The 17,659-nt window shown below is 70.1% G+C and carries 15 protein-coding genes and 1 pseudogene; 8 read left to right on the top strand and 8 right to left on the bottom strand.

The window, feature by feature from the left end:
- Nucleotides 1–612: 612 nt before the first annotated feature.
- Nucleotides 613–1,668, top strand: coding sequence for a zinc-binding dehydrogenase (locus tag IEZ19_RS36495; protein ID WP_189315688.1), 1,056 nt, complete (start codon nucleotides 613–615; stop codon nucleotides 1,666–1,668).
- Between the two features lie 206 nt (nucleotides 1,669–1,874).
- On the opposite strand, the gene IEZ19_RS36490 is transcribed toward IEZ19_RS36495, so the two are convergent.
- On the bottom strand, nucleotides 1,875–2,333 hold the full coding sequence (locus IEZ19_RS36490; protein WP_189315687.1) for a hypothetical protein: 459 nt from the start codon (nucleotides 2,331–2,333) through the stop codon (nucleotides 1,875–1,877).
- A gap of 339 nt (nucleotides 2,334–2,672) precedes the next feature.
- Here IEZ19_RS36490 and IEZ19_RS36485 point away from each other — a divergent pair, with 339 nt between their 5' ends.
- Entirely contained in the window at nucleotides 2,673–4,100 is a 1,428-nt protein-coding gene (locus tag IEZ19_RS36485; protein ID WP_308429047.1) for a sensor histidine kinase, read from the top strand.
- 78 nt (nucleotides 4,101–4,178) lie between these two features.
- On the opposite strand, the gene IEZ19_RS36480 is transcribed toward IEZ19_RS36485, so the two are convergent.
- Together IEZ19_RS36480 and IEZ19_RS36475 are read right to left on the bottom strand one after the other, a co-directional pair.
- Complete coding sequence (locus IEZ19_RS36480; RefSeq protein WP_189315685.1) at nucleotides 4,179–4,664, bottom strand: hypothetical protein; 486 nt, start codon at nucleotides 4,662–4,664, stop codon at nucleotides 4,179–4,181.
- Nucleotides 4,576–5,385, bottom strand: a complete 810-nt coding sequence (locus IEZ19_RS36475) for a phosphorothioated DNA-binding restriction endonuclease family protein (protein WP_189315684.1) — start codon at nucleotides 5,383–5,385, stop codon at nucleotides 4,576–4,578. The genes IEZ19_RS36480 and IEZ19_RS36475 overlap by 89 nt, the downstream gene beginning before the upstream one ends.
- 58 nt (nucleotides 5,386–5,443) lie before the next feature.
- Here IEZ19_RS36475 and IEZ19_RS36470 point away from each other — a divergent pair, with 58 nt between their 5' ends.
- The gene (locus IEZ19_RS36470; protein WP_189315683.1) at nucleotides 5,444–5,875 is read left to right on the top strand and encodes an SRPBCC family protein; all 432 of its coding nucleotides are present in this window, start codon (nucleotides 5,444–5,446) and stop codon (nucleotides 5,873–5,875) included.
- 266 nt (nucleotides 5,876–6,141) lie between these two features.
- Nucleotides 6,142–7,842 (top strand): TROVE domain-containing protein, encoded by a 1,701-nt coding sequence (locus IEZ19_RS36465; protein ID WP_189315682.1) that lies wholly within the window; start codon nucleotides 6,142–6,144, stop codon nucleotides 7,840–7,842.
- Between the two features lie 59 nt (nucleotides 7,843–7,901).
- Here the strand turns inward: IEZ19_RS36465 and IEZ19_RS36460 are convergent, their stop codons facing one another.
- Both IEZ19_RS36460 and IEZ19_RS36455 read right to left on the bottom strand, forming a co-directional pair.
- A complete protein-coding gene (locus IEZ19_RS36460; RefSeq protein ID WP_189315681.1) occupies nucleotides 7,902–8,450 on the bottom strand; it encodes a GNAT family N-acetyltransferase in 549 nt (182 codons plus the stop codon).
- Nucleotides 8,451–8,491: 41 nt separating this feature from the next.
- Complete coding sequence (locus IEZ19_RS36455; RefSeq protein ID WP_189315680.1) at nucleotides 8,492–9,685, bottom strand: MFS transporter; 1,194 nt, start codon at nucleotides 9,683–9,685, stop codon at nucleotides 8,492–8,494.
- Between the two features lie 115 nt (nucleotides 9,686–9,800).
- On the opposite strand from IEZ19_RS36455, the gene IEZ19_RS36450 reads away from it, so the two are divergent.
- The 3 genes and pseudogenes from IEZ19_RS36450 to IEZ19_RS36440 all read left to right on the top strand — a co-directional run bounded on the left by IEZ19_RS36450 (nucleotide 9,801) and on the right by IEZ19_RS36440 (nucleotide 12,117).
- Nucleotides 9,801–10,808, top strand: a complete 1,008-nt coding sequence (locus tag IEZ19_RS36450; protein ID WP_189315679.1) for an ArsR/SmtB family transcription factor — start codon at nucleotides 9,801–9,803, stop codon at nucleotides 10,806–10,808.
- A complete protein-coding gene (locus tag IEZ19_RS36445; RefSeq protein WP_189315678.1) occupies nucleotides 10,795–11,301 on the top strand; it encodes a glutathione peroxidase in 507 nt (168 codons plus the stop codon). The genes IEZ19_RS36450 and IEZ19_RS36445 overlap by 14 nt, the downstream gene beginning before the upstream one ends.
- Before the next feature lie 75 nt (nucleotides 11,302–11,376).
- A pseudogene (locus tag IEZ19_RS36440) lies at nucleotides 11,377–12,117 on the top strand (GyrI-like domain-containing protein).
- A gap of 158 nt (nucleotides 12,118–12,275) precedes the next feature.
- On the opposite strand, the gene IEZ19_RS36435 reads toward IEZ19_RS36440, so the two are convergent.
- The 3 genes from IEZ19_RS36435 to IEZ19_RS36425 form a co-directional block, all read right to left on the bottom strand.
- Complete coding sequence (locus IEZ19_RS36435) at nucleotides 12,276–12,467, bottom strand: DUF397 domain-containing protein (RefSeq protein ID WP_189315677.1); 192 nt, start codon at nucleotides 12,465–12,467, stop codon at nucleotides 12,276–12,278.
- Nucleotides 12,468–12,680: 213 nt separating this feature from the next.
- On the bottom strand, nucleotides 12,681–13,538 hold the full coding sequence (locus tag IEZ19_RS36430) for a helix-turn-helix domain-containing protein (RefSeq protein WP_189315676.1): 858 nt from the start codon (nucleotides 13,536–13,538) through the stop codon (nucleotides 12,681–12,683).
- A 310-nt stretch (nucleotides 13,539–13,848) separates the two neighbouring features.
- A complete protein-coding gene (locus IEZ19_RS36425) occupies nucleotides 13,849–14,601 on the bottom strand; it encodes a GOLPH3/VPS74 family protein (protein ID WP_189315675.1) in 753 nt (250 codons plus the stop codon).
- Between the two features lie 233 nt (nucleotides 14,602–14,834).
- Between IEZ19_RS36425 and IEZ19_RS36420 the strand changes: the two genes are divergently transcribed.
- Nucleotides 14,835–17,501: a D-alanyl-D-alanine carboxypeptidase gene (locus tag IEZ19_RS36420; RefSeq protein ID WP_189315674.1), complete on the top strand. Its 2,667-nt coding sequence runs from the start codon at nucleotides 14,835–14,837 to the stop codon at nucleotides 17,499–17,501.
- Nucleotides 17,502–17,659 lie beyond the last annotated feature (158 nt).

The following is a 17,659-nucleotide window of genomic DNA, read 5'->3' as shown; positions in this document are numbered from 1 at the left end:
GCAAGCACCTGCGAGGCGCGCTCGCGTGCCTCGCAGCTCGAGGCCACGCCCGGCCGGGTCACTCGAGACTCCGCAGACCGCGTGAGCGAGTGCCGGCGTCGCCCCATGGTCACGACAGCTGCAGGGATATGGCCATGCGGTCTGATCGCACCCGTCATGAGCGGCATGCAGAGTGTTCGGGTGGGAGCAAGAACCGGCAGGACACGGGGATCCCTTGGCGGCGTCTCGGTCTGTCTCTTCGTGCTGGGGAGCTTTGAGGCGGTGCAAGCTGGACAGCCGGAGCCGTGCACCTTCGCCGGATCAGGAAAGCAGAGAGGCAGAACGCGTAGGGGCCACAGGTTCTCCGGCGTTCCTGAGCGGAACAGCAGCGAGGTAAGGCAACCCTGCCGACCGAGGCCGACCGCACATGTCCCCAACAGCCCGTGTGACCGGCCCATTGGTGGCGGCGCCCGGCCGGCCGATTCGGACGTGGTCGAGGACGGCGGCGTTAGGTGGCAGCCCTCAGGATGCAGACGTAGCGTTAATGAAACGGATTAGTAGCACGTTTTTGTCGTGGCAACTGTTCAGGACAGGCGGTATGGGGAGTGGCTTGATCGATCGAAGGAGCCGGTCATGAAGAGCAAGGCCGCCATACAGGTAGAGCATGGGGGGCCGTTGGTGATCGAGGAAATCGACCTCCCGGATCCTGGCCCGGACCAGGTCACGATCCGCAACTTCGCGAGCGGCGTTTGCTACTCCCAGGTGCACCAGTTGCGCAACCCCGGATTGCCCAGGCCAATGGGCCTCGGCCACGAGGGCAGCGGCATCGTTACGCACGTGGGGAAGGAAGTCACCCACGTAAAGGAAGGCGATCACGTCATCTCTACATGGGTGCCCCGGATTCCCATCAGTGGATTGCCTGTTTCGAGGCCCACCGGCGCCACCTTCCACGGGCAGCAGGTCATCGCCGACGGTGATGTGTATACCTGGAGCGAGCACATGGTGACGTTCGCGGAGAAGGTCGTCCCTATGTCACCGTCGGACCCTACCGATATCACCTGCCTCGTTGGTTGCGCCGTGTTGACAGGAGCCGGCGCGGTGCTGCACACGGCGAAGGTCGGACTTGGCCAGTCGGTGGCCGTATTCGGCGTTGGAGGCGTCGGCTTGTCGGCGATCGGCGCCGCTGCTGTTGCCGGCGCTGATCCCATTATCGCGGTGGACTTGGTCGACAGTAAGTTGCAGTTTGCCAGGGAGTTCGGTGCCACCCATGGCATCAATGCCTCGAACACCGACCCGGTAAATGCGATCTGGGCGATCGAGCCAGGCGGAGTTGACTATGCCATGGATGCGGTCGGCGCGCCTTCGACAGCTCTCCAGATTCTGCGGGCAGTAAAGCAAGGAGGGCCAAGAGCGGACAACCAAGGCGGTATGGCGGTGCTCCTGGGGATTCCCGTCTCCGATGTCTCGGTCGACTTGAACGAAATTCTTCTGTACCAACGCCACTACTGCGGCAGTCTTGGTGCCACAGAACCCGAGGCCGATTTCCCGCTTTTCTTGGAGTGGGTGCGTGAGGACAGGTTCCCGCTGGGGAAGCTGGTGACCGACCGGTATTCCCTCGACCAGATCGAGGAGGCCTGCGTTGCGCTGGAGGAGGGACAGATTCTCGGCCGTGCCATTATTGAGATCTGAGGGCACGATATTCCCGAACTGCTTGGCTTTCTCCAGAAGTCACAGGACCCTGGCCGGCGTCGGTCCACTCCGATCATCAGCAGAACGCCGTGGCCCCATGCGTGGTCTGTATCCGATTGGGCTCTCGCCTCGACCACCATGGCCCGTCCCCCTGTCCGTCGGGCCACCATCGGCCCGCCGAACAGCCTCCCGTCGGACCACCGGCGTCACCAGTGCTTCGATGCGCCCTGTTCCATCGGGGCGCGCTCGCGCCCTGCCCGATACCGCAGTCGGGGCGTCGCGCTCCGCGCCGTCCTGTCGCCGAGCCAGGCGAGAAAGGCGAAGGCGAAGAGGCCCTCCACCAGCAATGACAGCGGGCCGTACGGCGGCTCCCACCCTGATTCGTAGTAGCCGTCCGGCAGGCCGATGGTGCGTGACAGGGCGAACCCGACGATCATGCCGAGACTGACGATCGCCCCGGTCAGCCAGGCGACCGAGGGGCGTTTCATGACGACAAGCGCCACGGCCACCATGAACATGACGGCGCTGCCCACGGCGAAGAGAACGCCGATGTAGAACATTTCCTCCAAGTGGTGGGGGACGAGGAGTGTGTGCAGTACGGCATTGCCGACCGCGCAACAAGCTGCCAGTCCTCTCAGGGCGGTCTCTGCGTGGGGGGAGTTCATCTCGCCTCCAGATGCACCGTTGGGACAGCCGGCGCGGAGAACCTGGTTGATGCTGCAGACCGGCTCCGGCCTTGGTCGCCGGTGGGCGAGGTGGCCGCCCGAGGATGGATCGCACCCTTGGAATGGATACGAGCGAGCGGCTTCAGGGGATTGCGCCTTCCCGAAACGCCCGCGCTCCGCTGACCGGCTTCCGCGTCCTTCAGATGGCTCTCATCTTCGCGGCGCAGACTCTCGGCGTACGGGGGGAGGGCCGGTCGCCGCACGGTGGAGGGGCGAGGGCCGCGTCGTGAGTACTCGGGGGGAGCAGTCAGGATGAGGAGCCGGAGTGCGTTTCGGCGGTTGACCCTGCGGCTGCGGTTGGGGCTGGCCGCCGCCGGTGCCGTGGCCGTGGCCGTGAGCGCTGTCACGGTGGCGTCATGGCTCTTCACCCGGCAGCAACTGGCCGACCAGTTGGACTCGAACCTGCAGAGCGTGCAGGCGCAGCGCGGGTATGTCGAGTGGTTGCTGAGTCTGTGCGGCAGCGAGATGCCGGAGGACACAGGGCAGCGCAACGAAACGCCCACCCCTTACGTGGTGCAGGTCATCACCGCCGACGGAACGGTCTGTGCCGATCCTGGCAACAAGGAGGTCGAGGTCGATGAAAGTGATCTCGCCGTTGCTCGTGGCGTCCTCACATCGGCATTGCATGACGCCGCGTCCGACGGTGGGCAGCGGATGCGCGTTTCCACCACCCGTCCCACCATGCGCCGGGAGCTTTCGGGACAGTACGCCGTGTCGATCGCGCAATCACTCAGTGCCGTGGACAAGCCTCTGGACAGCCTTGCCCTCTTCCTGCTCGGGTTTGCGGGAGTCGGCGTCCTCGGCGCGGCCACGGCCGGTGTCGGGATCAGCCGTGCCGGGCTGAGGCCGGTGGAGGATCTCACCGATGCCGCGGAGCACATCGCTCGTACGCAAGACCTGACCGTTCGGATTCCGGCCGACGGGAACGACGAGATCGCACGGCTTTCCAAGAGCTTCAACGACATGACCGAGGCACTCGCGACCTCGCGGGAGCGCCAGCAGCAGCTCATCGCCGACGCCGGGCACGAGTTGCGCACCCCGCTCACCTCGCTCCGCGCGAACATCCAACTCCTGATCAGGAGTCACTCGTCCGGGAGGGAGATTCCCGCTACGGCCATGCACGAGCTGCTTCGCTCCGTCGAGTCCCAAGTGGGTGAACTCGCCACTCTCATAGCCGACTTGCAGGAGCTTTCCAGGCCCGATGTCACACCCCACGAGACATCCCTGCACGTCGTCGCCCTGCACGAGGTGGCACGGCGGGCGATGGAGCGGGTGAAGCTGCGTGGGAATGAACTCGAGTTCAACAGTGACCTGGACGAGTGGTACGTGTTGTCCGAACACTCCGCTCTGGAAAGGGCGGTGGTGAATCTGCTCGACAATGCCGTCAAGTTCTCGCCCGCCGGAGGAACCGTGAGCCTCCGGCTCAGTGACGGTCAGTTGGTCGTGCGCGACCAGGGGCCGGGCATTGCCGCCGACGAGTTGCCCCATGTCTTCGATCGCTTCTGGCGCTCGCCCACCGCTCGCAGCCTGCCGGGCAGCGGACTGGGGCTCGCCATCGTGGCGAAGACCGTCCAGCAGGCGGGCGGCACGGTCGCGCTGCGGCCGGCCGGCAGTCAGGGCACCGAAGCGGTCGTACGCATCCCCGGAACCCGCAAGCCCCCGTCGGCCTCGGAGCCTGCCTGTGCCGGCCCGGTGGCAGGGGCTTAGAGGGCACAACAACTCCGCCATCATCCATTGCCGGCGGCTACGGCCCTTCCATGCCGTTCAGCGAGGCCAGGCGGCGTTTCAGCGCCACCTCCAGCAGGGTCGTGCGCAGCGTCCCGCGGGTGCTTCCACGGGTCTTGACCGCGTGGCAGTCCGGGCAGAGGGCCACCATCTGGCTGGGGTGGTCGCGGCCCCCAGGGCCAGGTCCCGTACGTGGTCGACTTCGAGTATCGGCCGCTCCCGGCCGGTCACGTCGGCGGGCCGGCCCGTGCAGTGCGGGTTCTCGCAGTAGCCCTGGCTGCGGCTCAGGACGAGGAGCCGGGCGGCTCGGGAGCGGCGCGGCGTACGGGTCGTCCGGAGCACGCGCTCGCCTTGCGCCCTCGCCTCGCGCTCCTCGACGAGTCTGCAGCCGCGCTCGTAGTCGGCGGCCGTGACCAGCCACTCCTCGGCCTCCCGCCCCATGAGGCGCTCGTCGTCGTCAGCCACCTCCTCGGCCAGGCCCACGTCGGCCAGCAGCCCGGACGGGTCGAGGTCCTCGAAGAACTCGCCGAGCAGGTCGTCGAGCACGGGCGAGGCGGGTCACGGCCGAGTGCCGGAACGCGTCGTACAGCGGCTCGGCCAGGCCGCCCACCGGCTGGTTCGCGGTGAACCAGCGCCGCACCTCCGCGTCGCCGTGAGCGGTGGGTGCGGGATCCCCGTGGTCGCGCAGTACCCAGACGCCGGCGCGGTGCAGGGCGGCGACGGGGTAGTCGGGGCGCGGGCGCTCGCCCCGCATGCCGTGCCGTTCCAGGAGCGGCCTCAGGGACTCCCCCGTCGCGGCCCAGGGAAGCAGCCGGGCCTCGCCGCGTACGGCCCGGCCCATCGCCCACAGCAGGGCGATCGGCTGGTGAAGGGCGGGGCGGCCCGAGGAACGGTTCACCTTCAGATGTGTGACCCGGGCGACCAGGTCGTCGGCAGTGGGAGCGGTTGCCGGAGCCGAGTCCACGATCTCGGAGCCGAGGCGTTTCAGAAGCCCCACCGCATGCGCCGCGCCACCGGAGAAGTCGCGCGCGGCCAGCGGGCGCTCCCCCGGCAGGAAGCCGTGCGCGGCGCCCACGATCGCCTTCGAGTCGTAGTGCCTGTCGCCGTGCGCCAGCAGATAGCGCTGGGCGCGCCGGAAGCCGTCACGCTCGAGGAAGGTGTCACGGCCGAGCCGGTCGTACTCCTCGACCGCCGCCTCCACCTCTCGGCGTGTGATGTCGGTCGGCGCCGTGCCGGAACCCTGGCGACCGGAAGGCCTACGGGACACGGCGGGCGCACACTGGAGGCAGTAGGGAGTTTCATGTGCCGCGTTGTGGAGGTGAGCCATGAGCACGCTCGAAGAACACGTCGATGTCGGAGTGCCCATCGACAAGGCCTGGGACAGCCTTCATCGAATGGAGAACCTTCCCCGCTTCGTGGAAGGGATACGGGACGCCCGCGCCGAGAGCGGAGGGCGGGCGCATCTTGATGTCGAGGCCGGTGGGCGGACCCGGGAGCTCGAGGCCGAGGTGTCCGATCACGGTGATCAACGCGTGATGGAGTGGCACACCACCAGCGCCCCCGAGCTGATCGGTTCCTTCGCGCTTCAACCGATCGACCAGGACCACACCCGGGTCCAGGCGCGGCTCGAGTACGACCCCGACACGATCCGGGAGAGCTTCGGCGGGCCCAAGGGATTCGCCCAGGCCAACGCGATCGAACGGCTCGTCCGCAGCGATCTCCAGCAGTTCAAGGAGTACGTGGAGACGGGGCGGTAGGCGTCACGCCGTAGGCCCAGTCGTAGACGTAGCCATCAGCGGGCTCGGTTCATCACCCGCGCGATAAATCAGGTGCGCGCGTGCGTGCGACGCCGGTATTTTTCTCTGTGCGTCTTCCGGTGCGCCGCGCTCCGGTTACTTCCTTCGACGACAACCCGGTGCCCACTTCGATCTCGGAAGACGCCCCCTTCCCTTTCCTTTCCTTCCTCACCGTCTCCGTTTCGTGTGCGCCGCGTTGCGCTCTCATGCGCCAGGGGGACCTCTGCATGACCCGGTTCAACCGTCAGCGGGCCAAGGCCGAAGCCAGGACCGAGATCCACGCCGAGATACCGGGCTTGACCGCAGGCGGAGCGACTTCCCCGCTCTCCACCCACGGGCAGTGGTTCGCCCCGATCGGCTTCAGCGGCGGCGAGAGCGGCCGCACATTCGGCTCCCTCCGCCCCTTCCTCAACCACGAGGACGGTGCCGGGTTCGTCCGGGAGCCGAGGTCCGAACTGTTTCTGCTGGCCGTCGCCAACATGGTCGGGCAGCGCAGCTTCTACGAGAGCGCCGAGTCGCGTGACGAGCGCTACGCCCGTCTCGTGCGCCGACTCGCCGTGGCCGACCCCGAGTGGACGCTCGGGCTGCTGCGCTGGCTGCGCACCGAGGCCCAGATGCGTACGGCGTCCGTCGTGGGCGCCGCCGAGTTCGTGGCGGGGAGGCGTGGCGCCGGGGTCGTCGGGTTCTCGCGGCAGGTCGTCGATACGGTGCTCCAACGTGCCGATGAGCCAGGTGAGTTGCTCGCGTACTGGATCCCCCGTTACGGGCGGAATCTGCCGCAGCCGCTCAAGCGCGGGATCTCCGACGCCGTACGGCGGCTCTACACCGCTCGCTCGCTGCTCAAGTACGACACCGGGTCGCACGGCTTCCGGTTCGGGGACGTTCTCGAGCTGACCCACCCCTCCCCCGCTCCCGAACGGCCCTGGCAGGGCGAGCTGTTCCGGTACGCGCTGAGCCGGCGCCGACGGCCGGAACGTGCCGTACCCCCCGCCGGGGACGCGCTGCTCACCGCCCACCATGCGCTCATGGCACTGCCGGTCGAGGAGCGGTATCCGCTGGTCACCGGGGTGGACGGGGCCGAGCGGCTGGCCGCCGCCGGGATGACGTGGGAGGCGCTGGCCGGGTGGCTGCAGGGGCCGCTGGACGCGGCCGTGTGGGAGGCCGTGATCCCCTCGATGGGGCCGATGGCGCTCGTGCGCAACCTGCGCAACTTCGACCTGGCCGGAGTCGGTGACCAGGCGGCCACCGAGGTCGCTCGCAGGATCTCCGACCCGGTGGAGGTGCGGCGTTCGCGGCAGTTCCCCTTCCGCTATCTCGCCGCGCACCGCAACGCACCGTCGCGGCGCTGGGAGGAGGCCCTCGAAACGGCCCTCGGACACTCCCTCGCCAATGTGCCCGCGCTGCCCGGCCGGACGCTCGTCCTGGTGGACCGGTCGGGCTCGATGTTCGACACTCCCAGCGCGACGACCCAGCTCAACCGGGCCGACTCCGCCGCGATCTTCGGTACGGCGCTGGCGCTGCGTTCCGAGCGGGCCGACCTGGTCCAGTTCGGCACCGACAGCCGGGTGATCGCGCCGGCCCCGGGCGAGTCCGTGCTGCGAGCGCTGGACCGCTTCGTATGCCTCGGGGGCACCAACACGGCGGGCGCGGTGAGCCGGCACTTCGCCGGGCACGACCGGGTGGTCGTCGTCACCGACGAGCAGGCGCACTGGACGCCGCAATTCGATCCGCTCGCCGCCGTGCCCCCCCATGTCCCCGTGTACACCTGGAACCTTGCCGGATACCGCTGGGGCCACAGCGCGACGGGCCCGCACCGGCACACCTTCGGCGGGCTCAGCGACGCGTCGTTCCGGCTGATCTCCCTGCTGGAGTCCGGGCGGGAGGCCGGGTGGCCGTGGGAGGTCGAGGTGGCGGCCGAGGAGCGGTGAGACGCCCTCCCGCTCCGCGATCCTCACCACTGAGCCGCTCCCGCGCCGCTTCCCGGCTCTCACCCCTCAGCCGCCCCCGAGCCGCTCCATTCCTCCGCCAGGAGGCCGAGCACGACCACGTCCATGAAGGCCCCGTACACCCAGGCCGTGCGGCGCAGCGTGCCCTCGACCGTGAAGCCCGTGCTCTCCGCCGCCGCGATCATGGCGGCGTTGTCGGCCAGCGTCTCCACCTGGAGCCGGTGCAGGCCCCGTACCGCGAAGCCGTACTCGCAGAGCGCGTGAACGGTGTCCGAGCCGAGGCCACGGCCGCGGTAGGCGGGGAGCAGGGAGAGGCCCAGGTGGGCCGATCTGTTGTGGGTGTCGACGCCCCACAGCAGGGCTGTGCCCGCCAGCGTCTGGGATGCGAGGTCCACCACCGAGAAGGGCGCCATCTGCTCCGACGGCTCGGTCACGGCGAACGGCGAGTGCGGCGAGCCCGCCGAAATCGGCTGCCAGGGGCCGGAGCCGGTGCGTGTGCGGCCCGCCACGTCGTCGTGGAACGCCGCGTGCAGCACCGGGACGTCCACCTCGTGCCGGGCTCGCAGCCCGACCTTCTTTCCACGTATCACCGGGCATGGGTACCGCAGAGTCGGTGCGCGGATCAATACACCTAGGTCGCCGGAACCGGCTCGGGAGGGAGCCGGCGAGCGGCCGTGGCCAGCGCGCATGTCACGGCCAGGGACGCAGTCGCCATCAGCGTCATCGCCGTCGCGGGCGAGGTGAGTTGGGCCACCGAACCCGCCAGCCCCGCGCTCACGCCCTGCATCGTCAGCATGCCCGCCGAGTGCAACCCGAGGGCGTGGCCGCTGAGTTCGTCCGGGGTGAGGGACATCAGCCGCTCCTGCTGAACCAGGCTCGCGCCGAAGCCCACCGAGGCGAGGGTCGCGCAGATCGCCGCGATCGGAAGGGCGGGGTGCAGGGCGAAGAGCAGGTACGGCGCCGCCAGCAGCACGAGCAGCGGGGTCGCCAGCCGCGCCCGCAGCTCACGCGGCACGAAGCGGCCGAGGGTCAGGTCGCCGGTGAACATGCCGAGCGCCCCGAACGCGAACAGCATGCCCGCGGCGTCGGGGGCGTACGACACGTAGAGGGACTCGCAGCCGACGACCAGGCCGTTGGGGATCCACAGGCCCAGGTAGGTGAGGCGGCGCGGGCGGGCGGAGAACAGGACGGCGTTGGTGCGCCAGGTCGCCACGACCGAGGGGCGCCCGGCGGCCCTTGGCGGGCGGGCGGTGAGGCCGAGGCGTGCCACGAGGGCGGCCGCGAGATACAGCGCCGTCGCGAGGAGCAGGCACACGCGCGGGGAGAGCAGGGCCACCAGGACCCCGCCCAGCGCGAATCCGGTGATCTGCATGATCCCGGCGAGCATGTTGAACACCGAACGCCCCAGCAGATAGCCGTCCTTGGCGAGGATCTCGGTCAGCAGCCCCCAGCGGACCCCGCCGCCCAGCGACGCGACCAGACCGAGGACGAGGACGACCGCGAAGACCCCCGCGACGGGCAGTCCGGGCAGCGCGAGGACCGCCGTACCGGCCGCGAAGGCCACGGAGATCCCGGTCAGCGTGGACCTCGGGGGAAGCCGGTCGGAGCCCGACAGGAAGAACGTCGCGCCGAGCACCTGGGCGAGCGACGGGCCGAACATGCTGAGCGCGGACAGGAGCGGCGACTGGGTGGCCCGGTACACGAGCGTGGCCAGGGCCAGGCCGCTCACGGTCTGGGCGGCGGTCTGGGCGGCCGAGGCGAGGAAGAGCGGGGTGAACTCCGGGGTGTGGAAGAGGGCTCGATAGCTGCTTCTGTTGCTGGGCATGCGCGGAGTCTCCGGCGGCCTTGCGGGCGGTGGTTATTGTTTCGCCGGTGCGCGAAACGTCGTGGGCGCGCGACACGTCGTACCGGAATGCCGTACGCACCACGGGGAGGGACTCTTGGGCTGGTGGCAGGTCAATGCCGACACGCTCGCCCGCAGCCGGTTCGTGCTCTCGCCGCTCGCGGAGACGTTCGCGAGCCTGAAGCTGCTGCACGCGGGCGCGGGCACGCACCCCGGGGAGACGGCCTGGCTGCGCGCGCACCTGCCCGCCTACCGGGCGCGGCTGGCGGACGACCCGGTCACGGCGCTCCTGGTGCGCTCCGGGCTCGGCAGGGAGTGGATCGCCGACTTCCTCACCCCCACACCCCGGGACGGCGAGACCTTCGCCGAGGGCGTGGCCCGCGTCCGCGCGGCCGATCCGGCCGCCGCGCGGGCCCATCTGCGGGTGTCCCTCGCGGGCCCGCTGCCCACTGCCCTGGACCGCGGCGACCTGCCCGAGCGGGCCGCCGCGCTCCTGGAGTACGTGTGGCAGGAGACCGTACGGCCGTACTGGCCCCGGCGCCGCCGCGTCCTGGAGGCGGACGTGGTCGCGCGGACCGCGCAGGTGAGCCGGGGCGGCTGGGCGGCGGCGCTGGACGCGCTCGCGCCGGGACGCACGCGCTGGCTGGGCGAGAACCGGCTCCAGGTGAACGCGCACGAATACCCGCCCCGGGAGATCTCCGGCGCGGAGCTGGTGTTCGTGCCGGTGACACCGCAGGGCGGCTGGGTGTCCTGGGAGGAGCGGGACCGGTACGCGGTGATCTACCCCTGCTCCGGCGTGCTGGCCGGTGTCCGGGACCGGGTGGTGCCCTCGAGCCTGGGCGCGCTGCTCGGGCCGGCGCGGGCCGCGGTGCTGGTGCTCCTCGGCTCCCCCATGAACACAAGCCAGCTGACTGCGGTGACCGGGCAGGGGCTGGGCTCGGTCGGCCGGCATCTGAAGGTGCTGCGGGAGGCGGGGCTGGTGGAACGCCGCCGCGCGGGCCGCTCCGTCCTCTACTCGCGCACGGCGGCGGGCGAGGTCCTGGTGAAGGCCGGGGAACCGTCCCGCCATCTGCCGGAGCTAGCATCCGCTCATGACGACTACTGACCGCAACGGTTCTGTCCTCGACGTCGAGATCGGTGCCCTCAAGGGCGGTTCCGCGGACCTGCCGCAGTACGCGGGCCAGGCCGTGCTCATCGTGAACGTGGCCTCCAAGTGCGGCCTCACCCCGCAGTACACGGGCCTGGAGCGGCTCCACGAGCGGTACGCCGGCCAGGGCTTCACCGTTCTCGGCGTGCCCTGCAACCAGTTCATGGGGCAGGAGCCCGGCAGCCCCGAGGAGATCGCCGAGTTCTGCTCCGCGACGTACGGCGTGACCTTCCCGATGACCGAGAAGGTCGAGGTGAACGGGGACGGCCGGCACGCGCTGTACGACGGCCTGGTCGGCTTCGCCGACGCCGAGGGCCACACCGGCGACATCCGCTGGAACTTCGAGAAGTTCCTCGTCGGCCGCGACGGCACGGTCCTCGCCCGGTTCGCGCCGCAGACGGAGCCGGAGGCGGCCGAGGTCGTGGCGGCGGTGGAAGGCGCCCTCGCCTGACCCTGCCGATCCCCATCGTTCGACCTTGCCCTGGGGCAAGGGACAGCGTCCTCGTCACCGGGCGGCAGGCGCCCGGTGACGGAGGATGGTCCGGTGGACGACGAACTGCTCACCGTCGGCGCGTTCGCCGCGCGGTCCCGGTTGTCGGCCGAGGCACTACGGCTGGACGACCGTCTCGGGCTGCTCGCCCCGGCGCACGCCGACGAGGCCGGCGGCTACCGCTACTACCGCGCCGGACAGGCTGGGCGGACCCGGCTCGTGGCCATGCGACTGTCGGGGAGGAGCTCCGAGATGTAGGGGAAGTTCGTGGTCGAGACGGTGGACGTGCCCGAGCGGGTGGTGATTGCCGAGACCCGGTCCACGCCGGCGGACGAGCTGCCGGCGTGGACCGGGGCATCGCTGGGGCGGCTGGAGGCGGCGGCACGGGAGTGCGGGGGCGTGGCGGCGGCGCAGTTCGTCGTGAACCACTCCGAGGTGTCCATGGAGAACGACGGCCCCACGGAGTCGTGCGTGCCGGTCCTCGACGAGGCGGCGGCACGGGAGTGGGCGGCACGGCGCGGGCGCGCCTGGGAGACGGCCGTACGGATCGAGCCGGCGCGCAGGCTGGCGTACACGCGGATCACCAAGGCGCAGGTTGCGTATCCGCAAATCCTGGTGGCGTTCGAGGCGGTGGCGCAGTGGATGGCCGGGGAGGGCCTGGAGATGGCGGGCCCGTGCCGCGAGATCTACTTGGCGGACTGGGATGCGGCGGGGGCGCAGGACCCGGTGTGCGACGTGGCGTTCCCGGTGCGGGTGGGTCGGGGCCGTACGCGATGAGCGTCGGCCGAGGCCCGGTGCGGCGGGCGTGATCCGACGGCGGGGAGAACCCGGGCCCCCTCGGCGAGGACGGCGGACTGGTCGAGAGGGCTCCGGGGTGCTGCTCTTGAGTTGTGTCGTCGGGATGTCGGTGTGGGCCAGGGTCTGGATTGCCCCCCTTACGCCTTGACCGATGCGACGAAGGCGGTCCACGCGTCGGCGGGGAAGTCCAGGATCGGGCCGTCGGGGACCTTGGAGTCGCGTACGGCCAGTTCCGCGGTCGCGGGCGACTTGACTTCCACGCACGCCCCGTTCCCTGCGGAATAGGAGGACTTCGTCCACGTCTCCGTGGCGCCCTGAAGCAGTGCCATGTCCACTCCTGTTGCGAGTTGCTGTGGTGCGATTCGCGCCAACCCTGATGTCCGATTGGCGTGATGGACGCTACTGCGCAACATCCCCTCGCGGAGCGGTCGTTCACTCTTGTGGATGGCATATTCCAGGCGCCACTTCCGCCGGGACGACAGCTCGGTGTACGATCCGACGCCCTTGGCCGACAGAAGCCTCAACAGCCGAAATTCATGGACTTATCGGGCATAGCTCTTGGCCACGTCGGAGATGAACTGCCGGGACTGCTCCACGTTCAGGGACTGGGCCCGCAGATGCTCGTACATCACCGCGTATTTCTGCACGTCGTGCGCCTTCTCCAGGTACAGGTCGCTGGTGACGCCCTCGAGGTAGACGACGCTCGAGTCGGCCGCGTCGGCGAACTCCAGGATCGCGTACTGCCCGTTGAGCCCCGGATGCGCTCCCACCTCGAACGGCAGGACCTGCACGGTGACATGGGGCAGCTGGGACATCTCGATCAGATGCTCCAGTTGCTCCCGCATCACCAACTCGCTGCCCACGACCCGGCGCAGCGCGGCCTCGTCCAGCACGACCCACAGCCGAACGGGGTTGTGCTCGGCGGTGATACGTTCCTGTCGGCGCATGCGCACCTGGACGCGCTTGTCGATGTCGCCCGTCGAGGTCTCCGGCAACGCCCCCTGCACCAGGGCCTCCGCGTACGCTCGGGTCTGCAACAGGCCTGTGACGAGCTGGGGTTCGTACACACGCAGCGACTCGGCGTCCGTCTCCAGGCCGATGTAGACGCTGTACGGGATGTCGCCGAAGGCGTGCCACCAGCCCTGCTGCCGCGAGTCCCGGGCCATCTCCATCAGGGACTCGACGACCCGCTGGTCCTCGACCTCGTAGACCCCGCACAGGTCACGCACGTCGCGCTGACTGATGGACCGCCGCCCGTTCTCGAGCCGGCTGATCTTCGACTGCGAGACGAGCAGCCGCTCCGCCACCTCTTCGGCCGTCATGCCCTTGAGTTCGCGGAGCCGGCGCAGCTCCTGGCCCAGCCGGCGCCGCCGGACGGTGGGATTGACATTGGACGCCACGGGACGTGCACCTCCGGCTGCCTGCCTGGTCTTAACACTTTGTGTATCTGCTGTTGAGCAGACTGCCACCAAGGTCCTTACTACCGCTGGGAAACAGTGGATATGCGGCGCGTACGCGTCAGTTCGGGCACGAACAGCCGAGCGGGGCGGTGAGACGTGGTCTCACCGCCCCGCTCGGACCAGCGGCTCCCGTACCGGGCCTTGGGGACTGTCGGTGCGGCGTTGCGGTCGTGCTGTGGTGCGGTACTGCCATGGTGCCCGGTGCGGTTGCCGCCTCGGACCGGTGCGCGCGGCGCCGTGGGACTGCGGCTCAGTGAGCCACGGCGCGCGCCATGGATCCGTGATGCGCCTGCATCGGTACGCCGTGGGCGGGTTCCGCCGTCCGGGCACCGGGCCCGGCCGGGCGGCCCGCCGAGGCCGGACCGCGACGCGGCTGTGCGGCCGCACCGTTCTGGACGTCCATCACGGCGTGCGCGACGAGGCCACCCATCGGGTCGTGCCGGATCAGATCCCGCAACCGGGAGCGGGACGAGCGTCCCTCGTTCCCCGGGTACAGGTGCTTGCCGAGGCCGACCGCGTGCGCCAGGGCGGCGAGCGCCGCGGTCCGCGGGTCCGGCGGTACGCCGGTACGGATCGCGGAATCCAGCCGGGCTCGGATCTCCCGGCTGATGGCGTTGTCCGTCGCCTGGTAGCGAGTGGTCGGCAGCACTCCGCACATCTGCCCCGCCACGGCATGCACCATGCCGCACCGTTCGAGATGCGAGAGATAGGTCTGACGCAGCCCCAGCCGGGGCCCGCCGATCCAGTGAACGGCCCGTACGGGAGCGCCACGCCTGCGCAGCAACTCCAACGCGCTGTCCAAAGTCGGATCTCCAGTCGGCCGTGGCGCGACCACGGCGATACGATCCCCGTCTGGGGCTATCCGTCCGGCCAGCGCCAGCTCCACTAGCTGTGCTCCGGCCAGACCAAGGTCGAGCGACTGCGGCTGCGCAGTGGTACCCGTGGTCGGGTCCAATGCCAGCAGCAGAAGCTCCTCCGGAAGTGTTCTGCGGCTCCTGCCCATCCATGCCTCCCCGCGTGGATGAATGACAGGGTGACCCCTCTCACATTGGTCTGTCGAGGGTGCCTGACCGCTTCGTGAGGGAACCGGTAGGTATGTCGTTCTCGTCTACCGCAGGGGGCAAGCCCGCACACAGGACACTGGTGCATGGTTCGGACAGCGTCAGGAAGGCGTCGTCCGGGCGGGTTTCGAGGGTTGGCGGTCAGTTCGGCAGCCGTACGCAGAACGTGCGGCACATGGAGGAGGCATCGGTGGCGGGCGAGTCCCCCGACAGGTCGAAGCAGCGCGAGTCGTCGGCAGAACCGACGCCGGGGGGTGGGGGCCCGGTTCCCGAGACCCGCGACCCGCGTCTGGCGGTGGCCCGAGCGGCCGAGGCGGACACGACGACCAAGGTCCTCTCCGCCCGGGACGTCCGGACGGAGGACGACGCCCGCCTGCGCGCGGCGGTGGCGGCGTGGGTCCGAACGGGCACGGACGAGAAGCCGGCGGAGGAGGACGCGGAGCCCGACGGCACCTCTACGGCCGACGCCGAGGTTGCGGACGCTGCGGTGACCCACGACGAGGCCGAGGACGCTGCGGTGACCGAAGCCGAAGCCGAGGACGCTGCCGAGGCCGAGGCCGAGGCCGAGGCCGAGAACGCGGCTGCGGAGATCGACGGCGAGGCCGAGACCGACGACGAGGGCGAGAGCGGCGCCGAGGACGCGGCGGGAGGCGACTCCGAGGCCGAGAACGCGGCTGACGCCGAGACCGACGCGGAGACCAAGGCCAAGGACGAGCCCGCGACCGGCAAGTTGGCCGACACGGCAGACGAAGCACCCGAGGCGGACGACGACGACCGGGACGAACCTGCGGCCACATCCACCGACGCCGAGACCGACGCGGAGACCAAGGCCAAGGACGAGCCCGCGACCGGCAAGTTGGCCGACACGGCAGACGAAGCACCCGAGGCGGACGACGACGACCGGGACGAACCTGCGGCCGCATCCACCGAGACCGAGACCGACGCCGAGACCGAGACCAAGGACGAGCCCGCGACCGGCAAGTTGGCCGACGCGGCAGACGAAGCACCCGAGGCGGACGACGACGACCGGGACGAACCTGCGGCCGCATCCACCGAGACCGAGACGGACGAGGCACCCGAGGCGGCTTCCGGCGAGCAGCCTGCTGAGCCGGAGTCGGAGCCGGAGCCGGCTACGGCAGAGACGGCCACGGACGAAGACGCGGACGCGGAGACCGACGAACCCGCAGACGCCGACGGCGAGGACGCCCCGCAGGGGCCGCCCGCACCCGACAACGAAGGCCGCACGGGAGATGCGGGTGCGAGCGAGGCGCCCGAAGGCGAAGCCGGGGACGCGAAGGACGACGCACCCGCGGACGGCGACGGCGACAACGCCCCGCAGGGCCCCGTCGATCAGCCCACCGCCGTCTTCAAGGCCGTACGGCCCACGCCGCAGGTCGATCAGCCCACGACCACCCTGAAGATCGGCGGCGCGCAGAGGGCGAGCAAGTTCGTCGCGCTCAAGTCTCTCGACGAACCTGCGGCCCGCACGCCGAGCACCACCGACGCCACCGCCCTCGTCCCGCAGGTCGGTCCGGAGCGCACCACACAGCAGCCGCTTCCCCCGAAGCCCCCGCTGGACCTGCTGGCGGAGCTGACGAACACGCCCCCGCCCCCGCAGACCCCGTTCCGCACACTCGTCCGACGGATCAAGATCTGGACCCCGCTGGTCATCCTGCTGGCGATCATCTTTGCGGTCGTACAGAGTGTGCGCCCGCTCCCGCAGCCCACCCTCGACCTCACGGCCCAGGACAGCTACACCTTCGACGGCGACCAGGTCACCATCCCGTGGCCGTCGCAGGGCCAGGCCGCCCTCGACGTCCAGGGCATCGGCTCCTTCGGCTCGAACGGCACCCAGAAGCCCGTACCGATCGCGAGCGTCGCGAAGGTCATGACGGCGTACATCATCCTGCGCGACCACCCGCTCAAGAGCGGCGCCGACGGCCCCAAGATCAAGATCGACCAGGCCGCCCAGGACCAGTCCCGCGCCGGCCAGGAGTCCACCGTCGACGTCACCGCCGGCGACTCGATCACCCAGCGCGAGGCCCTGGAGTCCATCCTCATCGCCTCGGCCAACAACGTGGCCCGTCTGCTGGCCCGCTGGGACGCCGGTTCCGAGAAGGCGTTCGTGGCGAAGATGAACGCCACCGCCAAGGACCTGGGGATGACGAACACGACGTACACCGACCCCTCCGGTCTGACCGACTCCACCGTCAGCACGGCGGTCGACCAGGTGAAGCTCGCCAAGACCGCGATGCAGAAGCCCGCCTTCCGCGAGGTCGCGGCGATGATGTCGTACGACGACTACACGGGCGTCAACCACTCCAACTGGAACCAGCTCGTCGGCCACAACGACGTCGTCGGCATCAAGACCGGCACCACCACCTCCGCCCTCGGCAACCTCGTCTTCGCCGCGAAGAAGGACGTCGGCGGCGAGACCCGCACCATCGTCGGCGCCGTGCTGCGCCAGCCCGCGGGCGGCCCGGAGAACACCATCCTCAGCGCGGCCCTGTACGGCGGCGACCAGCTGATCCGGGCGGCGCAGGGCGCGCTGAAGTCGGCGACGATCATCAAGAAGGGCACCGTCGTCGGCTCCGTGGACGACGGGCTCGGCGGCCGCACCCCGGTGATCGCCACCGAGGACGTCACCGCCGTCGGCTGGTCCGGCCTGAAGGTGAAACTCTCCTTCGCGGCCGACGACGTACCGCACACCGCGAAGGCCGGCACCAAGGTGGGGACGCTCACCGTGGGTGACGGTTCGGGCGGCGCGGTGAAGGTTCCGGTGGCCCTCCAGAAGGACCTCGCGGAACCGGGCTTCACGGACAAGTTGACCCGTCTCGGCTGACCCGCGACACACGATCCGTCCCCGCACCCCGCCGATGGAGCCCCGCCCGGGGGCCCCGCGGCGGGGTGCGTGCTAGCGTCACGAATCGGGGCAGGTCGCCGGTCCACGGGACAGGACCGTGAACTGGTCGGGAAGCGGCCGCTAGCACCGAGGAACGC

The sequence above is a fragment of the Streptomyces brasiliensis genome (assembly GCF_014647875.1).
Lineage (GTDB): Bacteria > Actinomycetota > Actinomycetes > Streptomycetales > Streptomycetaceae > Streptomyces > Streptomyces brasiliensis.
This window is presented reverse-complemented; position numbering and strand designations above follow the sequence as displayed.